Raw genomic sequence first — 19405 nt, 5'->3', positions numbered from 1 at the left:
TCCTGGGAACGGGTCGAGAACCCCGGATTCTGGGATGGGCCACGGCCCGCATCGACGCTCGTTTCTCGACGGCGGTTGCCACCGCTGATGGCTTCGGTCAGCGTCTGAAGACGGTCGTCGACTTCCGCCGGACAGGCGGATGCGCGGGTCATGGGAGCACGTCGGCATGTGGATTCGGTTTCGCGTGGATCAGTTGTTGTCTTTGGGAAAACGAGGTGAGGGATGCAAATCTCAAGACTAAGACAGTCTGTCGTCGGCGCGGTAGTTGGAGTGTTGGTGTGGCAGTCGGCCCTCGCCATGGGCGCGACGGTTGCCTACTGGCGATTCGAGGAAGGACCGGCGGACGCCATGGTCCTCCATACCACGGGCGACGGAGTATTCGACCCGGGTGTCGCCGACAGCTCAGGCAACGGTAACGCCTTGTCGGCATGGACGGCGGCGGCATGGGCCGGCTCCGCGTACCGCACCGACGTGGCGGCGAGCACGATCCCCCAGACGGGAGCCACCAATAGCTACAGCAATCAGAATACGGGCGACTATCCCGGTCTGTTCACCGGGTCGGAGGCCATGCGGACGATGACTCCCGCGGCCTTCACGATTGAGGGATCCTTCAAGCTTACCGGCACCGACACCTATAGAACTATTGTCGGGCGTGACAGCCGGGGGGCAACGTCAAATGATGGCAACTTGGCGGCTCTGTATTTCCAGCTTGTCCCCGGTTATGGGGTCGCCATCAAGTACGCCGACGTTTCTGGTGTCTGGCACGAGGCGATCTCGGCGGGCGGGGCAATCACCGCCGGACGCTGGTACCACATGGCCGCGGTCAGCGATGGCAGCACCCTAACACTGTACCTCAACGATGCAGCGGCCGGCGCTGGATACAGCGTGGTCGCCCAGACCGATATGACTGCAAGCGGCAGCCCAAACACGGCCTTGACCGCTGGAATCGGATCGGGCGGCGACTGGACGGCGGGCACCTGGTCAGTTGCTCGCGGGCTGTATGCCGGCGGCCACACGGACCGGTTCTACGGCTATATCGATGAAGTGCGCATCAGCGACGAGGCTCTCACTCCCAGCCAGTTTCTGTTCACTCTGCCGCCCGGCTCGTACATGGTGATGAATCCCGATACGATCGACGCGGCACCGTATGATCCTCAAATCGGCGTGAGTCTGGTGATCCCAACGTCATGCAACGAGAGCGAGCCCGTCGACGTGACCGTCACCAGCGACAATCCCTCAGTCGCCAAGCCGGCGGGTAGCACAGGTTCGACCGTGGTGAGTTACGCCGTCGGGGACGGGCCCACCAAGCCAGTCGCAATCGAGTTCGGCGGCGTTGCCGGCCAGGCCAACTTCACCCTGTCGGGTGGCCTTTGCCCTGCGGGTCCAGGAGCCGCCTTGACGGTGACCGTTCATGCCATCGAATCCGCCGAGATTCAGGTGACCTATGACACCATGGCCGTCGGCGGCACCCAGCAGGCAAGAGTGATCGGCAGCTTCGGCACCGTCGGCACCCGCGATATCACCTCGGCTGCTAAGGGGACAACCTACGCCGTCGACCCCGCGGGAGTGCTCACGGTCGGCGCCGACGGGCTCATCACGGCCGTGGGCGTGGGTAGTGCCACAGTCACGGCGATGAACGACGGCGTGACCTCCTCGCCGGTCAGCATCACAGTCGGAGCCGCACCCTCGATCGCCGTGGCCGGCCCGGGCATCCTGCTGGTCGACCTGAAAGCGACCGACCCGACCGCCGGAACGGCCGTCTGGAACAACACCGGCCTGCTCGGTGATTTCGCGATTGTCGGCAATCCGAAAACCGAGGTCGTGGCGGGTGTGCCCGCAGTGACCTTCAGCGTCATGGGCGACGCCTATCAAGGGCCGCTAGCACCAGACGCCCTGCGAACCGGTTCGGGTTGGTCGGTCGAGGTCTGGATGTACAATCCCACCGTTGATTTCGACATGGAGAGCATGGTGACCTGGGGCCATCGCAACGGTCCCAATGGCACCAACGTGTCCTTCGGTTGCGGCAACGATGTGAACTGGGGCGCCGTGGCAGCGTGGGGCGACCCGGATATCGGCTGGGGTAGCGAGCCCACCGGGGCCCCGCCCACCAATCAATGGCTCCACTTGGTCTATACCTACAGCTACGACGCGGCCTCCAACAGCAGCACCATCGCCGTGTATGACAACGGTGTGCGGATGAACTCGGAGGTCACCAACTACCAGTTGATCCCGCACCTTGGTACGATTAACCTCTGTGCTCAGAACCTGGTTGATCCGCCGTCGGACTTCTTTATGGATGAGTGGGGCATGCTCAGCCTCGCCAATGTCCGCGTCCACGGGGGCACGCTCACTCTTGAGCAAGTCGTACATAACTACAATGCCGGCATCCAGACCTACGTGCCGGATCACATGACCATCCTGCCCCAGACCATGAACGCCGCAGTGGTGGATACGGGTCTGACCGCTGCTGTCACCATCCCGGCGACCTGCAACGCGAGTCAGGCTGTGGCCGTCACCGTCACCAGCAGCGATCCAGCTGTGGCCAAGCCGGCCGGAGGCAACGGGTCCGCCGTCCTGACCTTCTCGGCAGGCGGTGAGACCACCCAGACGTTCGAGATCGCCCTGGTCAGCGCGGGCGAGGCCGACTTCACCCTCTCGGCCGACACCGCCTGTCCCACGGGCCTGCTGTCGACGATGCACGTCACCGTGTATGCCGCCGGATCAGTCGATCTGAAGGCAACCTATGACATCATGCAGGTCGGACAGAGCCAACAGGCCACCGTCACGGCCGACTTCGGTCCGGTCGGGACACGCGACGTCAGCGCCGCCTCGTACGGCACGACCTACGCCGTCTCGCCGGCCGGGGTGGTGGATGTGAGTGCCGACGGGCAGATCACTGCGGTGGGCCTGGGTACGGCCATCCTGACCGCCTCCTACGGCGGCCTGACCACCGCACAGTTCACTGTCGTCGTCGCAGAGCCCGGAAAGGCCAGATGCAAAGTGGCTGGCTCCGGCATTCTCCTCGTCGATCTGAGTGCGACTGACGCCACCGCCGGTCAGGCGGTGTGGCTCAATAAGGGGTCCCTCGGCGACTTCGCCGCGATTGACCAGCCGGTTCTGGAAACCATCGCCGATGAGCAGGCCGTGACGTTTAACGGTACTTCGGCTTACCAGGGCCCGCTGGCACCTGCAGTACTCCTCGGGCTGCAAAGCCGTTCGATCGAGGTGTGGGCGTACAACCCCCTCATTGAGTGCAGCACGTGCATCGAAACCATGGTCGCGTGGGGCCATCGCGGCGGCAATCCGTGCGGCTCCAACCTGGCCTTCGGCTACGGTGATCATGGGACATGGGGTGCCGTCGCCGGATGGTGCGACAACGGAGACATCGGCTGGAACGACGCCGGCGGTTCTCCCACCCTCGGTGAGTGGCATCACTTGGTCTACACCTACGATCCCGCCCTCGAGGGAGGAACGACCGTCCTCTACGACAACGGCGTGCGCGTCAACTCCGAGGTCAGCGGCGCTATGCTGACCCACCCTGGCCATATCAACCTGGCCGTGCAGAACCTGAGCGCCAATCCGATGGACCTGTTTACGACCGCCGAGATGGGTATCCTCAGCTTGGCCGTCGTCCGCGTCCATGACGGGGCACTCACCGCGGATGAGGTTGACTTCAACTATCGGCTGGGAATTCGCGGGCTGGGCCAGATCCGGCCGGATCTCAACCTCGACGGATATGTGAATGGGCTCGACTTCGCCCTGTTCTTCCCTTGTGCAGGCGGACCCGCCGTGCCGGTTACCGAAGCCTGCAGCATCGCCGACTTCGACGGCGATAAGGATGTCGATCAGGTCGATCTGGGCATCTACCAGTGGTGCTTCAGCGGTGAAACGCCGGCTACCCCCGGCTGCGATACGCTGCCTGGCACCTGATTCCAACAGCGCCCCGTGCTCTTGGCCGGTTCCGTCGACCAAGAGCACGGAGGCCGTGAAGTCGTCTGGCTTCCGGGACTGATGAACAGCGCTGGAACCAGGGTTGCCCTGGGCACACGTGCTGTCTTGTCAAGCATGCACCCTGCGTTCGCCCATCGTGACCAAGCCCAACAGAAGGCTGAGGGAGGGGAGCGATGCGTGGAGCAGGGTGCTTCTACGTCCGTACACAGGACACCGACTCGGCGTACGACCGTCCCCGCATCGCGTCCCCATCGACTGGGCGCGAGCCTCCGCCAGCGCCTCTCGTCAGGTTGCCATCCCAAGGCAAAACGTGCACAATGACCGCCGATCCGGGGGGCACGGAGGACGGACATGAGGTACCGGACGTTCGGACGGCTCGGCTGGCAGGTTTCCGAGATCGGCTTCGGCGCGTGGGCCATTGGATCGCACTGGGGCACACAGAGCGACGAGGATTCCACCAGAGCACTTCACCGTGCCCTCGACCTGGGCTGCAATTTCATCGACACTGCCCAGGCGTACGGCGACGGGCGCAGTGAGCGAGTCATCGCCCAGGTGCTTCAGAGCCGGAAGGGCGAGCGGATCTACGTCGCGACCAAAATCCCACCTCGGCAACCAGGCGACTGGCCGCCTAGCCCATACGACCGCATGGAAGATCGTTTCCCGGAAGCCTATCTCCGCGAAAGGGTGGAGTTCAGTCTTGGTAATCTGAGGACCGACTGCCTCGATGTGGTCCAGCTTCATACCTGGACCCGCGCATGGAACCGCGAACCTGCAGCCCTCGAAGTACTTAACAAGCTCCGCAAGGAGGGCAAACTCCGCGCCATCGGCATCTCTACACCCGAGCATGACCAGAACTCGCTCATCGATCTCATGCGCGCCGGTCATCTCGACAGCGTTCAGGTCATCTACAACATCTTCGAGCAGGAACCGCGAGCCGAGTTCCTTCCCGATGCCGCCCGCAACCGTGTGGGTGTGATCGTCCGCGTACCCTTCGATGAGAGCGTGCTGACCGGCAAGCATACCGCCGCCTCCAGGTTCGAGCAGGGGGACTTCCGCAACAAGTACTTCGCGGGCGACCGACTTGAGCGGGCCGTCCACCGGACCGAGCGAATCCGCGCGGTCATCGGTTCATCCGAGCCCGACCTGTCCACCGCCGCTCTGAAGTTCGCACTCCACCCCACGGCCGTGTCCACGGTCATTCCAGGTATCCGCAGCGTCCGGCAGGCCGAGCTGAATTGCGGAGTCAGCGATCAGCCCCGGATGAGCGACGAACTGGAGGGCAAACTGCACACCCACTACTGGCGCAGGGGCTTCTGGTACGCCGGCAAGTGACGGGCATATCTTCGGGAGATGACGTCGCCGGCCGGAGCGTCGGCATGGTGTTCACTTGGCCCGTTTTCTGACGACGTTCAGGCCTTCCTGAACGTCACCGGTGCTGTTGTTCTCGATGCTCTTCCGGCTAACAAATCGGTTCCCGGCGATAACCGCGGTCCTGACCTCCTTGCCCAGTTGGATCGCCGGCCGATCGAAACCAAATCGGCACGCCTGGACAGTCAAATCGCCGTTGATGCCCTGGATCAGGTAGACGCCGGTGGGCTTGTCGACGACATTGAGGAAGTTGCACTGGCTGAGACTGGTGGTGCCTGTGCCGTCAAGAATGGCGGCTACTTCACAGGGACCCCAGAAGGCACAGTTGTTCAGCTGGACAACGCCGGTATGAGTCGCGGTCACCTCCATCAGGGTTCGCCCACCGGTGCCGCCGACAAATTCACCGTTGGTGATCAGCAGCCCGGGCGACTGCGACTGCTCGACAACCAGCGCCCGATGACACCAGTCCGCACCAATGCCGAGAAAGTTGCCGTTGGCCGTTCCCGCCTTCGATTCATGGAAGTGATACCCAATCTTGGCGCCATAGCAGAAGGTGTTGCATACATACTCCCAGTCCGTGCGGGCAAACTCAAAAGCGATGAGGTGCTCCCAAAGGTACTTGGACAACGCTCCCCAATCGGGGACGTTGGCTGCGTCGGTTCGCTTGCTCCAGTAGTGCGGATTGAAGTGGACGTTCTCTATCCGGCCAATGTCCGTGCACCGGTCGATGTGAACGCCGATCTTGAGCGGGCAACCAAAGCAGTTGCGAATGTAGTGTAGCTCGTTGGCGTGAGTCCCAAAGTCAATCATCTTGTAGGGATTGACGAACGTGCAGTCGATCACATTGTTGTGCATGCCCTTGCCCTGAACGGTCCAGGGATACGCCACGATGTCGGGAATGCGCTGCGTGGGATAGAACACAGTGATTCCACGCACCGTGCTCGACGGATTCAGGGTGATAGCGGCGGGGCCGTTCTCATTGCCGTGGTCGGCCGTAACCTCCAGTACCGTGCCTCGCTTGAGTTGCGAGTGATGAGGCCCTTCCCATACGCCGGCCAGGGTAACGCCCTCCGGAATTGAAATGGCCCGATCTACGTTGTATCGACCGGCTTCGAGGCGGACCGCGCCTCCCTGGGCGGCGGCCGCATCCAGGGCCTTTTGAATGAATGCTGAATCGCCCGCGAACTCGGAAGCCGTGTTCTGGACGGATTCGGCTCCGAGGACCGCGACTGCAGACATGCCCGCGCAGCACACGAGCACGATCCACCGGATACGGCATGGCTCAGGGACGCTCATCTTCTTCTCCTTGGTGGTGTGGAGGACGTCAGCACCAGGCGATTATACCGGCATGGAAATGCCACGCACATGCGGAGGGTGACGCTCGCCGAGGAGACCCAGGCTTGAGAGAGCCACTCGGGCGACGGAAGTACGCCCGCATCAGGATTCGCGTTCTCCCTGCTTGCCCGGCACTGGGAGCGGTGAGGGCACGGATCTGCCTGCAAAGGATCATGAGCTTGGTTTGGACGCCGCCCGGTGTGTTCAACAAAGACCGGCTACGACGGCTCAGATCCGTCCAGCCGCTTGCGGAGCTGGTCCAGCTCCCGATGAGTGGCCTCGCGATCGAAAATGAGGTACTTCATCTGAAGTCGCCACTCGTCGACCGCCTCGTGAATACGATTAAAGCTCTTCTTCAGCTCCAGGTGGCGTTGGCGGGTCTCCTCAACGAGCGCGAGCAGGGGGCCGCGTTGTTCGGCGGGCAGAGCATTGATTCTGTCTTGAGCTTCTGCCAGTCTGGCGTTGAGCACCTCGTCGGTCATTTCGTTTCCCCCCTGAGTCAGCCGGGATACCTGCCAGATTCCCTCTTATACTCTATCCTGGGCCCAGCCGAAGTCCACCGCAGAATCACCCGATTCGCCGAGCCCGCCCCGCAACAAAGCGGTCTAGCTGAGCCATCGCCGGTTTTAGGCCGATAAACACAAGGTGCCCGCCCGGAAGCCGCGGGCGTGAGGAGTCCTGCGCGTGCTCAGCAGCGGAATCGATCATTGTGTTGCTCTCCTGGCGGAACGTTACCCGCTGCTATTACAGGACATACAAACCTGGCGGCAGACGAATCCCATCGTCATGGCGCCCACCGAGAAGCAGATTCCCCCATGCTACCAGACCAGCGGACGAAACGACTACCTGTTCAATGCCAGCGAGGCGTGGCCGGCTCGACAGAGGTTGGAGGCACTCTCTGAAGGACGAAAAGTCGTCCAGATGTTCCACAGCGTACCCCAGTTCCTGCTGTTCCTGGGCTCGCCAGGGGCATCGGAGTGCATTCAGCACCAGGCATGGAGACCCTGGATCATGGTTCCAGGGATGCACTACGGCGAATCCTGGTGTCGGCGCGAGCCGCCTCGGGATTGGCCCTGGGGCCTGTGGCGCGGAGCCTGGCCGGAGCCTCCCGCCCGCCAAGGGGCTCAGTTTATCGGACACGGACTGGGTATGCTGCTGGACCTGGTCAGTCACGAATTGCGCGGCCGCATCGCTCCGGCGTACGTCAACCGCCCGAAGCCCGGTTCGATCTTGAAGGCTGGAGACCGACCGTTGCGAGTGCTGGCCGCGGCGATGCGCAACACCTCCTATCAGGGCTACTGCGCCCGCGACATCGCCTCCGCACTCGGCGCCCACGGGGTGCAGACTCGACTCGTGCTCCTCGAACAAACGCCGGCCAAGTCCTACGACCTCCTGGAGCATCTCCAGGAATTCGATCCGGACATCCTGTTCATCAACGGCGAGACCCGCGCCCAGTATCCCGGCCTACCCAGCGAACTCTGCGTGGTCACCTGGGACCAAGACTACGGTGCTTGCTGGCATCCCCAATACGGCGACAACCGCTTGTCGAGAGACAAGCTCTTGGTCATGCTCGAAGACTGGCGGGAAGACGCTCTGTCCGCGGGAATTGGGCCTGAGCACGTGCTCCATCTGAACATCGGGACCAATCAGGAAATCTACCATCCTGCCGAGATCGCTTCAACACCAACTTACGACGTGCTCTTCGTGGGTAATATCTACCCGTGGGAGTGGTACAAGGACCTCATCCAATTCAAGCACCTCAAGCCTGAATTGCAGCGCGTATTCGAGTACGCCCGACTGAGGCTGCGCGATTGGGTCCTCCATCAGGGCGAGGACGAGCCCTTCATTCTCCCCGAACTGGGCACTTTCCTGGCCGACTGCGCCGCGGAGTTGGGTCTGACCGGCCAGACCACCCAATGGAGCCCCAGACAGGACACGCTGTACTTCCGCTATCGGGTGGCCCACTTCGTGTTGAGGGAACTCTACGTCTCCGCCTTGGCCGAGTTTCGACTTGGGCTCTTCGGAAACGGCTGGACAGAGTCTCCCGCGGTGGCGAGCCAGGCTCGATCCAAGATCGAGAACGGTCCGCCTCTCCTCGAAGCCGTCCGGCAATCGGCGATCAATCTGCATCTGCACACTTGGACAGTACACCACCCGCGGCTGTACGACACCGCAGCGGCCGGCGGATTCCTGTTGGTCGGGCGGGTGCACGAGCTGCATCCGCTCGAAGAGGTCTTTGAGCCGGGCAGGGAACTGGATACGTTCGGCTCCATCACCGAGCTGAAGCGGAAGATCCGCTACTACCTGGACCATCCCGAGCAGCGCATGGGGATGGCCCGCCAGGCCGCCGAACGAACGCTGCGCGATCACACCATGGCGAGACGTATGTCTCAACTCCTGGAGGTACTCAAGAGCGATGAGTCATCCGACAACCTGTCCGACGCACGAACCGGGCGCCATGTCGCCACCGGTACTGCCCGCTGACGACACGATGCTGCGGCCGGCAGCCTGTTCGCCAGCACCCAACGGCGAGATACGCGTCCTGCGCCCCGCGGCTGGTCGCTCAGGACCGCCCATGCAAGAGGGTGAGCCTTTCAGCCCCTACAAGATCCTCAACCACTTCGACCGCGTCCAGGCCGTCGTAACCGGTGAACTCGTGTATCCGGTCACGGTAGAGATCGATCCGTCCAACAAGTGCAATCATCGCTGCCAGTGGTGCGTCAGCGCTCAATCCCACACCGGAGAGCAGCTCGAGTACGAGCGATTCGTCGAACTGATCGCCGAACTCGAGGCCCAGCAAGTCCGGTCCATTGTACTCAAGGGTGGCGGCGAGCCGACCGTCCACCCTCAAATCAACGAGATGCTCCGAGCTTGTGCCGGCCGCGGCCTGGCCGTGGGACTCATCACCAACGGCTCGATGCCACGCGAAGGAACGCCCCAGGCGGTACTCGATACGGCCGACTGGGTCCGGGTGAGTCTCGATGCGGCATTGCCGGCCACTCATCGACTCATCCATGGCACAACAGACTTCAATCGCATCCTCCGGAACATCGAGTACCTCACCACGCACAGCAACCGGACGGTGGTTGGCCTCAACTTCGTGGCTGACCAGCGAAACCACCGGGAAATCGTCGCCTTCGCCCAGTTGGCCCGCTCGCTCGGAACTGCCTACGCCAGCATCCGCTGCGTCTTCAACCCCGAGGCCGCTTTGCCGGTCGAGATCCGCGAGGAAATGCGCCGCCAGGCAACCCTCGCCAAACGGCTGGACAACCACCAGTTCCGCGTCCTCCTCGGCAACTTCACCGATCAGTACCTGAACGCCGACCCGCGTCAGGCGTTCCCTTGGCGCCGATGCCTGGGGCCGAACCTGGTCGGAGTGATCGGGGCCGACGGCGAGGTCTTCGCCTGCTGCTTCCTGCGAGGCAATAAGCCCTTCAGCTTCGGCAACGTCAACCATCAGAGCTTTGAGGCCATCTGGACGGGTTCGAGACGCCGCGAGGTGATGGCTCGCGTCGATGAGGGAGCATGCGGGCGGGCGTGCATGGGCGGCATGACCTCGAGCCGCTACAACACGTACAACGACATCCTGAACTACCTGATGCTCGAGAGAAAGCAGCACGTGGACTTCATCTGACCGCCGGGCAGGTCACTCGGTCCGCTCGCGGGCGGCAGGGAGATGCTCAAGTATGAGAACCGACCACGTGAATTGTCCGATCCGTATTCGGGTCGAGCTCAACAACCCGGACGAACCACTGGAAATGATCGGTTTCACGATCGCCCGGTATAAGTTCGCCTGCAAATGGATGCGGGAAACGGACAAGGTCATGGAGGTCGGATGCGGGGCGGGCTTCGGATGCAACTTCCTCAGCCGGCACGTACGCCGGGTCACCGGGCTGGACATCGACCCGGAGTCCGTGGCTCGGTGCGCGGCCACCTATCATCGCGACAACCTGGAATACGTGGTTGGAGACATCGTGCATCCCCAACAGACGCCGAAGGGCGACTACGACGTCGTGGTCAGCTTCGAGATGATCGAACACGTCAGCGCCGACGACGGCCGGTTGATGGTCGCTAACTGCGCCCGGCACCTCAAGGACGGGGGGCTGTTCATCCTGAGCACGCCGCGCAGCCGGGTCGATCGGTCCGTGTCCAGGCGGCATCACCACGTCCATGAGTACGATTACGACTCATTTGTGGGAACGCTGAACCCGCATTTCCGTAGAGTCATGGTGTTCTGCCAGAACGACGAATACATCTACGCGGGACATCCGTCCACGGCATGGAACTTCATCGGACTATGCTTCAAGTGAAACGAGTTAGTAGAGCCAGTACATGATCTTGGTGAGCACGGTTCCCCAGGCGCCGCCGAAAGAAGCAGGAAAAACAATGATCGCCAGGATGAGCACGGCTAACAGAGCTGCAACCACCTGGTTGGCCGTGCCGGCCAGACGGCCCTGGAATGGGTAGATCACAGCGGTCAGCCCGAGATCCGGCGAGAGCGGCTCAACTGTATCGGGTGTCCGGTTGAGTGAAAGCAGCCCCGGACAGGATTCCCGGACGGATGACCTGTCGCCGCCGGTTGATGGGTGCCGCTCCTTCTCGCCCGCGATCAGTTGAACCTGCATGCCTGCGTGAACCTCCGGAACTCCACAAGAGTGGAAATCGCGGGTATACATCGTTCATCCCGCAAGCCCGGTTGAGGTAAAACCTCGCGGCGGGGAGGAGGGCCTCGCCTGCCATCTGGTCGTGGTATACTCCCCGGTGCGACAGCCCGGCGGACCTGACGTCGAAAGCGGGCACTTGACGACGGCCGTGAGTCTCGACACCCTTCAGACCCCAGGTGACCGCGGACCGGCGTCGGTCAAGTCAGAGGCGGCATCCGGCCACAGACATCTGCGGTGTAGAGCAGATCGGCCAGAAAGGAAGCCATCCATGCTCAGAGACCGGTTCTATGTCCTTGTCGTCAGTGGTTGTTTGGCATGCGCCTCGCCGTCGATGGGAGAGAATAGGGCAGGTCATCGCCCGCTGCCCAGGGCGGAGTCCTTCTTCGGGCTGCATTTCGATCTCCACCCGGGCCCCGGCGACCCGGCCCTCGGTGCCGATGTGACTGAGGAAATGGTCGCTAAGCTCCTCACCCGCGTGCAGCCAGATTACGTGCAGTACGACAGCAAGGGACACGGCGGGTTTCTGGGCTGGCCGTCGAACATCGGGCCTTCCGCGCCGCACATCACCAGGGATTCCCTGGAAATCTGGCGCAAAGTGACCCGCGACCATGGCGTGGCCTTGTACATCCACTTCTCCGGCCTGTTCGACATGGCCGCACTGGCCAGGAACCCTCAGTGGGGAGCGATGAACGCCGCTGGGCAGCGGGACACGAACAACACCAGTGTGTTCAGCCCGTACGTCGACCAGGTCATGATCCCGCAACTCGTCGAGGCGGCCAACAAGTACGATCTGGATGGGGCGTGGGTGGATGGCGAATGCTGGGCCGCCCGTTGGGACTACTCTCCTGAAGCACTCGCGGCGTGGAAGAAGGAAACCGGCTTCGATCAGGCTCCCGGGAACCGCAGCGAGCCCAACTGGCTGGAGTGGAAACGATTCAACCGGCGTCATTTCGAGCAATACGTCGGGCACTGGGTGGACGCCGTCCATGCCGCACGCCCAGGGTTCCAGGTGGCCAGCAACTGGTTGTACACCACGCTGACCCCCTGGCCGGTCAGGGTCAAAGTCGATTTCGTCTCCGGCGACTACGATCCCACCAACTCCGTCGATCGGGCCCGCCCCGAGGCTCGCTACACCGCTTCCACCGCAATGCCCTGGGACCTGATGGCCTGGGGCTTCGTGAACAACCTGGCGGGCATGGGCCAGAACATCAAGCCCGCCGTCCATCTTCAGCAGGAGGCAGCCGTGGTCCTCATGCAGGGAGGTGGCTTTCAGATTTACTACCAGCCGACCCGAAAGGGGCACATCGCCGACGCGGTCATCGAGACCACCGGCCGGGTGGCCGATTTCTGCCGCGCACGCCAGACTGTGAGCCACAAGAGCACGTCGATTCCGCAAGTCGCCCTGCTGATGTCTACCGCGGTCATCGAGGACCGCTCCGACAGCGTGGGCGCAGCCTGGGGCAGCTTTCCAGAGTTGGTCGGCACACTCCATGCCTTGCTCGAACTCCACTACTCGGTCGACATTCTCGCGGAACACCAGATCAAGGGGCGTCTTAAGGACTATCCGTGCATCGTCGTGCCGGACTATGACCGGTTCGCCGATGGAATGAAGGACGAGATGCTCGCCTACGTGCGGGATGGCGGTCGACTCCTTCTGGTCGGGACCGCGGCGGCCAGGCAGTTCGAGCCCATCCTCGGTGTCAAGCTCGAAGGGCAGCCGCAGGAGGTTCCAGCCGAGCTGGCGTCCCCCCATGGAATCGGGGCGATCAATGGCCCTTGGCAGAAAGTCACCTTGCATCGGGCGGAGGCGGTCGGCTGGCGATACCCGACTCGGGATACGCGGATGGGCGGCGAAATCGCGGCCACCATTGCCCGGCATGAGAACGGCATCGTCGGGGCGATCTACGGTCCGGTTGGACTGCGGTTCCTCCACCTGCACAGTCCCTACCTTCGTGAGTTCATCGGGCAGGTGGTTCAACGCGTCTTCCCCGAGCCGGCCTTCACGGTGAGCGGCCCGCCGTGCCTCGACGTCGCTCTGCGCAAAACCAGGGACGGACGGCCCGCCCTGCACTTCCTGAATCGGGCCAACGTACCCACCTCCAATGAGTACGCCCTGATCGACTACGTCCCGCCCGTCGGGCCCATCTCGGTGAAATGGCGCCTCCCGGTCAAACCGCAAAAAGTAGAATGGGTTCCAGAAGGAGGCGCTGGGGAATGGACCTGGTCGGATGGCGTCCTGTCGGTCACCGTACCCCGAGTCGATGTACACGGCGTGCTGATCGCGCAGCCGTAGAACGCACCGGCAGCGCGTCGTCCCGCGTCATTCCGCCTGGAGAGACAGCACGAAACACGCACCGGTCTGGACCGCGCTGTCGAGCCGCAGATCACCGCCCATTTCGCGAGCGAGTCGACGGCTGAGGCTCAAGCCCAGGCCAACACCCGGTGCCGAGTTGGCCGCCTTACTCGCCGATTTGCGGAACGGCCGAAACAGCATTCGGCGGTCAGGCTGGGCAATCCCCGGGCCATGATCCCGGACCATGATCTCCACCCCAGCACCTCGCCGCCCGGCGACGATCTCGATCGCCTTCCGCTCGGCACCGGACGCGTATTTGCACGCGTTGTCCACGAGATTCAGCAGAATCTGCTCCATGGCCGACTCGTCCGCCCGGACAAACAGCCTAGACCGCCGCCCGGCCTGGTCTTCTTGGCTTACCGCCGACTGCCGATCGTTGATCACCACCCCAAGCTCCATGCCCGCCTGGGCCGCCCGCTCCGCTAGTCTCGGGCCAGCCTGGGCCAGCCAATCCGACAGGTCAATCGTCTCCAGCGGCCGCCGATGGTTGCCACGCTCCAGACGAGCGTAAGCCAGGACGTTGTCGACCAAGTGGCAGAGCCGCTCAGCCTGAGCCCGCAGCGTCGTCAGATACTGCCGGCGCTTCTCCTCGCCGGTGACGCGGCCCTGCTCCAGCAAATCCGTGTACAGCCGGAACGTGGTCAACGGCGTCCGCAGTTCGTGAGTGACGGCCGATACAAACGCCCCACGCCGTTCGCTCAGTGAGACCGCACCCTTCAGCAGGACGGCAACCGCGGTCGCGGCGACTAGCACACAAGCCCAGGCCAGCGGCAGAGAGATCCTCAGTGTCGAAGGAACGGAATCCCTGGCCACCGGCACCGGCCCGGCGATCAGCCGCACCGGCAAGGCGGCTAGTCGGTAGATCGCGCGATCGTCGGTCCGGCCGCCCATCGGCTCCAACGCCGCCGCCGGCAGGGCGTCCTGGACATCGGCCAGCAGCCACTGGCGAATGGCCGGCCAGTCCAACTGGCAGCCCTGAATGTACTCCTGCCCGTTGGCCGAGATCCTGCGAGCCAGCACCAGCATGTCCTCGATCCAGAACGGCTGCATGAGGCCGGCAGCCACATTCGTGTTGTAGGGGTCCACATTGAGCAAATTGCCGCTCATGAAGCCCTGCTGGGCCTCGACCTGCTGCTGGGCACGACGGCTGTTGTCCTCGATGATCCGCTGCTGTCCTTTCGTCAGCTTCCCCCCATCGGAAGGTCGCTGGCGAACGGCTTGCTGCTGGACCATCGCCTGAGCCCACGGGGACGGGCCCGTGATCTGGGCATCCGGCTGGTCGGAGGGTAAGGACACCACGGTTAGGTTACGAACCGCAGGAAGAGGCAGCCGGTCGCGCAGCCAATCCGGTTTGAGCGCGTCGCTTAACACCGCCAACCGTCGGGCAGAGTCCTCAATCGCTGCTGCCGATCGAAACCCCTGTTGCTCGGCCAGGTTCCGTTGCTCACCGACCGGCACCTGCGGAGAGCTGAATCGACCGGCCGCGTCAATCTGAAAATGCACCAGAACGCGCGGTTGCGGCTGCATCAGTAGGGGAGAGGGCATCAGCACATCACCGGCGCTGATGTTGGCGTACATCCGGGTGTACGCTCGCTCGGCTGGATAGAAGGGCACATAGGCGAAATAGGGCTGCCCACTCTCCTGGGCGATCAGGGGGGCCAGGGCCGAGTCCATTCGCCATAAGACCAGGCGAACGGACTCCTCCAGAGCGGTCTGATGCCGGGCCTCGGCTTCAGCCCGATCCAGGCACACGATGGTACGTGTGCTCCAGGCCAGGGCCGCCAAGACGACGGCCAGAGCCACAGCGAACAACGTCCATCTGTGCCACGGACGCATCAGCCACCCTCCGAGGCGAACATGTAGCCCTTGCCACGTACCGTGAGCAGCACGCGCGGCTGGGCTCCGTCATCACGCAGCTTCTCACGTAATCGGGCCACGTGCATGTCGATCGTACGCGTCTCGATCCCGTTGGGGTCGAGACGCCAAACGTGAGACAGGATCTCCTCCCGGGAAACGGCTCGCCCGGGGTTCATCGCCAGGTATCGGAGCAACTCCGACTCCCGCTCGGACAGCTCGGTTCGCCCCCCATCCTGGAATCGCAGTTCCCGCCGCTCCAGGTCGGCCACGCCGCCGGGCAGATGAACTTCACGGATGTCCACCGGTCGCTCCGGCGACCGGCGCAGAACAGCCTCGATGCGGGCCAGCAGTTCCTTCACACTGAACGGCTTGACCACGTAGTCGTCCGCCCCGAGCTTCAGCCCTTTGATGCGGTCGTCCTCGGCTCCGCGGGCAGTGAGAATGATCACCGGCAAGGTGGGGCGGGCGGACCGGACGTCGCGAAGGATGTCCAGCCCATCGCCGCGAGGCAGGACCAGATCCAGCAAAACCAGGTCACAATCCACCCCCAGGGCCATGTCGCGTCCCCGTACGGCGTCTGCCGCCTCGAATGTGGAGTACCCTTCAGATTCCACCGCATCCACGATCCCTTGCCGGATGGCGGCGTCATCCTCGATGACCAGAATCTGCACCATTCACCACTCCCATCTCATGAACAGACGCCGAAGGGTCGACGTCGCCAAGCTCCCCGGCCCGCATCGATCCAGACGAATCCAGATTAGCCCGCTTTCTCCACTATCGCAACGCGTCTTCCGGGCGGCCTTTCCTGTCCGCTCGCTCCACTGCAGCTTTGCAGCTCCGTCAGTACGGAAGCCGCGGCTCCTTCCGAGGCCTTCAGCTCCAGATGCTCCAGGGCTGTGGCCGCGACGGCGGTGGTGGGTATCGGCCGATCGACCCTCCCCCCGACTGGTACACCCGGCCCGAGAGCCAGCATCCACACCCGTCGGCAGCCTTCATCGGCACCGCGGTCGGTGTAGAAATCGCTGTGATGAATGAAACCCGGGCCGTCGGCACTCTCTAACTCCCGCCCATGATCAGGGAGAATCAGCATGAGCGTCCTGCCGCGATAGCTCTCCATCTCCTGGGTCGCTTGCCAGAGCCGCCAGGTTAGCTCGTCGGTTCGCTGGATCGCCTCCACGTACCGCGACCACGAGCCGTAGTGAGCGCAGTCGATCTCGCCAAACGCGACAACCAGAACATCAGGCGCGAACCGCTTCATGCAGGCAACCGCGCGATCGGTCAGGAAGGCATCGTGACTGGTCGTCCCGTCGCCTCCTTTCCAGGCCTGGTACTCGCGCTCCACAAAGGCTCGGGCCGGCTCCGACCGAAGGCCGCTCATGTTGAGCCGGCTGTTCAGACGAGCCAGCCGGGCACACTCCCGGGCGGCTGCCAACTCCCCTTCGACGGAGCCACGCCCGGCGGCTTCGTGCAGCAACTGACTCATCTGTTCCGCCACGGATCGTGAGATGGTCGGAGGTTCAACCACGTTGGCCGCCACCGGCAAACCATAGCCTGGAGCGATGCTCTCGCTGATCCTCGCCAGGATGGACGCATACACGAAGGCCCATGCCGATGTGTCCGGTTGCCCGGTCTCCTTGCGAACCATCTCGAGCAGACTGGGATGGGCCAACGGTTTCGACCAATCGTTGTCATCCCATTCCCAGTGCCCGGTCATGATCGATGCCGTGCAGTTGGGGTGCACCACGCGATGCTCGATATGCATGTGACTCAGGAGCGTGCCCCGCGGCACCATCTCGTTCCACAGATGAGGGATGTGCCGATGGGAGGGGTCGTCCATGGTCTCGCTGGATCGCGTGCCGCCGCCAAACACCACGACGATGAGCTTGCGATCCTGCTTCTTGGGCTGCCGGCGACGTGGTGCGGATTCGGTCCGCCTCACCGGCGGGAGACGTGCGCATCGCGCCGCAGCATCGCCGGTGTGGGTTGTCAGGAGAACGGCACCGGGCGTGACGGTCGACGCCGCTGCGCCCAGCGATGTTGTCGCCGTCCCCAAAGTGTATCGTAGGAACTGTCGGCGGTTCATGAGATGAGCCTCATTGCCCTGATGGTGTCACTGTGGTCGGAGGTCGCAGGGATACGCCGTGGTTGGATACCGGTGTGCCCCCGGTCAGCGTCGCAGGTTGAGCAGTGCCGACGCCGCCCGGTTGCGAGCGCGCGGCAGGCGGCTGGGCCGCCACAGGCTCGAGGGTCTTCTGGTCCATCGCGGCCGCGCCCACCGCCAAAAACAGCTCGCCAGTCTTGTCCCGAAGCGTTGCCCGGTGAAAGGCGTATCGATCCTTCAAACTCCCATCAGAGCGTCGAGCAACCAGTACGTCCTTCGGCAACTCGTGTTCTTCCACGCCGCCGGTCGCGCAGGCAACCGAAGCCTTGAACGGCACGTCTGCTGGTACCCCCACCTTCAGGTGAATCGGCCCGAAGTCCCGCCACATCGAGGCCGGGTGCAGAACATAGGCGAATTGGTAACTGGCCGGCTCGCGCGTGTCCTTGTACGCGTATTGCATGTAGCTCACGGTTAGCACCTGGGTGGCCTTGGCCGGGAATCGGACCTGGTACTGGATCAGGTTCATCGGGGCAAACGTGAACACGACCGGAAGGTCTTTGAGGAGACCTCTGCAGGAGTCCTTTTCCGCTTCGCTAATCCGGGCGTTCGGGTCCAGGTAGTCCACGCGAGCATATATTGTCGGATCGCTCCCTCTCAAGGCGTGACGATCCTCAGACGCCGGCCGAGTTGAGACGATGATCTCCCTGGGGCGCACGGTCCCGGTGGTCAGATCGACTGATCGCTCCCGCACGTCGCCACCCCATGAGCTGAAGATCGATTCGTAAGTGCTGGCAACCATCGGATCAAAGCGAGCCGCCAGCGTCGCAAAGAGCTGGGTGGCTTTCTGTTCGCCGATGGCACTCAACGGCCCGAGGTTTCGATAGACCCATTGGTTGCTGTCGCCAGCCCCGCCCCACAAGAAGTACGGTCGATCGGGTGGATTGGCCAGAACCTCAGAGCTTCCCCAATCGAGACTCGCGTATTCGACCAGGAGTCCGGCGCTGCTCTTGTCCCACTTCATCACCCTGGCGGCGTGCTCTCGCAGAGCCGTCCTGGCGGCCTCATGGTCCGACTCGCGCAGTCCGGCCGCCGGCGCCGCCGCGTCTCCAACCAGCGCATCCTTGTCCACGGCCTTCTGTAGGGCCCGGTCCTGTCCGACTGCGGTCCGCAGGGTAGCCCGCACGCGCTGCCGGACCCAGCCGGTCGCTCGTGTTTGGGCAACCAGCGCACTCAACCGGTCGTCCCTGGCGATGGCTTTCTCGATCGTTCGCCTGGCCTGCTCACGGATCATGCCGTAGATCGCCGAATTCGAGATGATCGTCGAATGCACGACATCCTTGTTGTTCAACCGAACTTGAGCGTCGGGACGGGGCATCATCGAGAAGGGACTCATGTACAGGCCGCGGAGAATGGGAAAACCGAAGGCGACTTCAATGTCCTTGTCCGTCGGGTTTTCGATGGTGTAAGCCGCGGCCACGACAACGAGCGGCGGCAGTGGTGAGGATGATTCGTGCCCCCCCGTCCCGAGAGGGATGCGGCTCCGGTCGGATACGAAGACAAGTTCGAGATCCTCCTTGAGAACTCTCAGTCGCTCCTCTCGTCCTGGTCTGAGCTGGTTGGTCAGCGGCGCAAGCACTCCTTTGGCCGCTGGGTCGCCCTCGGGATACTTGACCACAAACGGCCCTCCGTTAGCCAATACCAGACTGTTTGGACATAACCATGCGACAAGAACCAGAGTGACAGCGGCCGATGCGGCGAGTCTCCTCATGACCTGCG

13 protein-coding genes are annotated in these 19405 nt (G+C 63.2%); 6 read left to right on the top strand and 7 right to left on the bottom strand.

The genetic code is table 11. From position 1 onward, the window contains the following. The first annotated feature begins 222 nt into the window (after positions 1-222). Positions 223-3930 (top strand): hypothetical protein, encoded by a 3708-nt coding sequence (locus KA354_09515; GenBank protein ID MBP7934868.1) that lies wholly within the window; start codon positions 223-225, stop codon positions 3928-3930. 372 nt (positions 3931-4302) lie between these two features. Beyond that, on the top strand, positions 4303-5283 hold the full coding sequence (locus KA354_09510; protein MBP7934867.1) for an aldo/keto reductase: 981 nt from the start codon (positions 4303-4305) through the stop codon (positions 5281-5283). A gap of 51 nt (positions 5284-5334) precedes the next feature. Here the strand turns inward: KA354_09510 and KA354_09505 are convergent, their stop codons facing one another. Then, positions 5335-6615 carry a hypothetical protein gene (locus KA354_09505; GenBank protein MBP7934866.1) on the bottom strand — a complete coding sequence of 427 codons (1281 nt, stop codon included), beginning with the start codon at positions 6613-6615 and terminating at the stop codon, positions 5335-5337. Between the two features lie 257 nt (positions 6616-6872). Then, on the bottom strand, positions 6873-7136 hold the full coding sequence (locus tag KA354_09500) for a transcriptional regulator (protein ID MBP7934865.1): 264 nt from the start codon (positions 7134-7136) through the stop codon (positions 6873-6875). Between the two features lie 202 nt (positions 7137-7338). Between KA354_09500 and KA354_09495 the strand changes: the two genes are divergently transcribed. From KA354_09495 to KA354_09485, 3 genes are all read left to right on the top strand, one after another. Further along, positions 7339-9138 (top strand): glycosyltransferase, encoded by a 1800-nt coding sequence (locus KA354_09495; GenBank protein MBP7934864.1) that lies wholly within the window; start codon positions 7339-7341, stop codon positions 9136-9138. Positions 9139-9229: 91 nt separating this feature from the next. Next, positions 9230-10288 (top strand): radical SAM protein, encoded by a 1059-nt coding sequence (locus tag KA354_09490; protein MBP7934863.1) that lies wholly within the window; start codon positions 9230-9232, stop codon positions 10286-10288. A 52-nt stretch (positions 10289-10340) separates the two neighbouring features. Beyond that, the gene (locus KA354_09485) at positions 10341-10964 is read left to right on the top strand and encodes a class I SAM-dependent methyltransferase (protein MBP7934862.1); all 624 of its coding nucleotides are present in this window, start codon (positions 10341-10343) and stop codon (positions 10962-10964) included. 6 nt (positions 10965-10970) lie between these two features. On the opposite strand, the gene KA354_09480 is transcribed toward KA354_09485, so the two are convergent. Continuing rightward, positions 10971-11279 (bottom strand): hypothetical protein, encoded by a 309-nt coding sequence (locus KA354_09480; GenBank protein ID MBP7934861.1) that lies wholly within the window; start codon positions 11277-11279, stop codon positions 10971-10973. A 307-nt stretch (positions 11280-11586) separates the two neighbouring features. On the opposite strand from KA354_09480, the gene KA354_09475 reads away from it, so the two are divergent. Continuing rightward, positions 11587-13611 (top strand): hypothetical protein, encoded by a 2025-nt coding sequence (locus tag KA354_09475; GenBank protein ID MBP7934860.1) that lies wholly within the window; start codon positions 11587-11589, stop codon positions 13609-13611. A gap of 27 nt (positions 13612-13638) precedes the next feature. Here KA354_09475 and KA354_09470 read toward each other — a convergent pair whose 3' ends face one another. The 4 genes from KA354_09470 to KA354_09455 all read right to left on the bottom strand — a co-directional run bounded on the left by KA354_09470 (position 13639) and on the right by KA354_09455 (position 19397). Beyond that, positions 13639-15507 carry a HAMP domain-containing histidine kinase gene (locus KA354_09470; protein MBP7934859.1) on the bottom strand — a complete coding sequence of 623 codons (1869 nt, stop codon included), beginning with the start codon at positions 15505-15507 and terminating at the stop codon, positions 13639-13641. Beyond that, positions 15507-16202: a response regulator transcription factor gene (locus tag KA354_09465; protein ID MBP7934858.1), complete on the bottom strand. Its 696-nt coding sequence runs from the start codon at positions 16200-16202 to the stop codon at positions 15507-15509. Before KA354_09465 ends, KA354_09470 begins: the two co-directional genes overlap by 1 nt. 83 nt (positions 16203-16285) lie before the next feature. Continuing rightward, the gene (locus tag KA354_09460; GenBank protein MBP7934857.1) at positions 16286-17611 is read right to left on the bottom strand and encodes a hypothetical protein; all 1326 of its coding nucleotides are present in this window, start codon (positions 17609-17611) and stop codon (positions 16286-16288) included. A gap of 10 nt (positions 17612-17621) precedes the next feature. After that, complete coding sequence (locus tag KA354_09455) at positions 17622-19397, bottom strand: hypothetical protein (protein ID MBP7934856.1); 1776 nt, start codon at positions 19395-19397, stop codon at positions 17622-17624. Positions 19398-19405: the final 8 nt, after the last annotated feature.

This window comes from Phycisphaerae bacterium (assembly GCA_018003015.1).
Lineage (GTDB): Bacteria > Planctomycetota > Phycisphaerae > UBA1845 > PWPN01 > JAGNEZ01.
The sequence above is the reverse complement of the archived record's forward strand: the minus strand, read 5'-3'. Positions and strand labels throughout refer to the sequence as shown.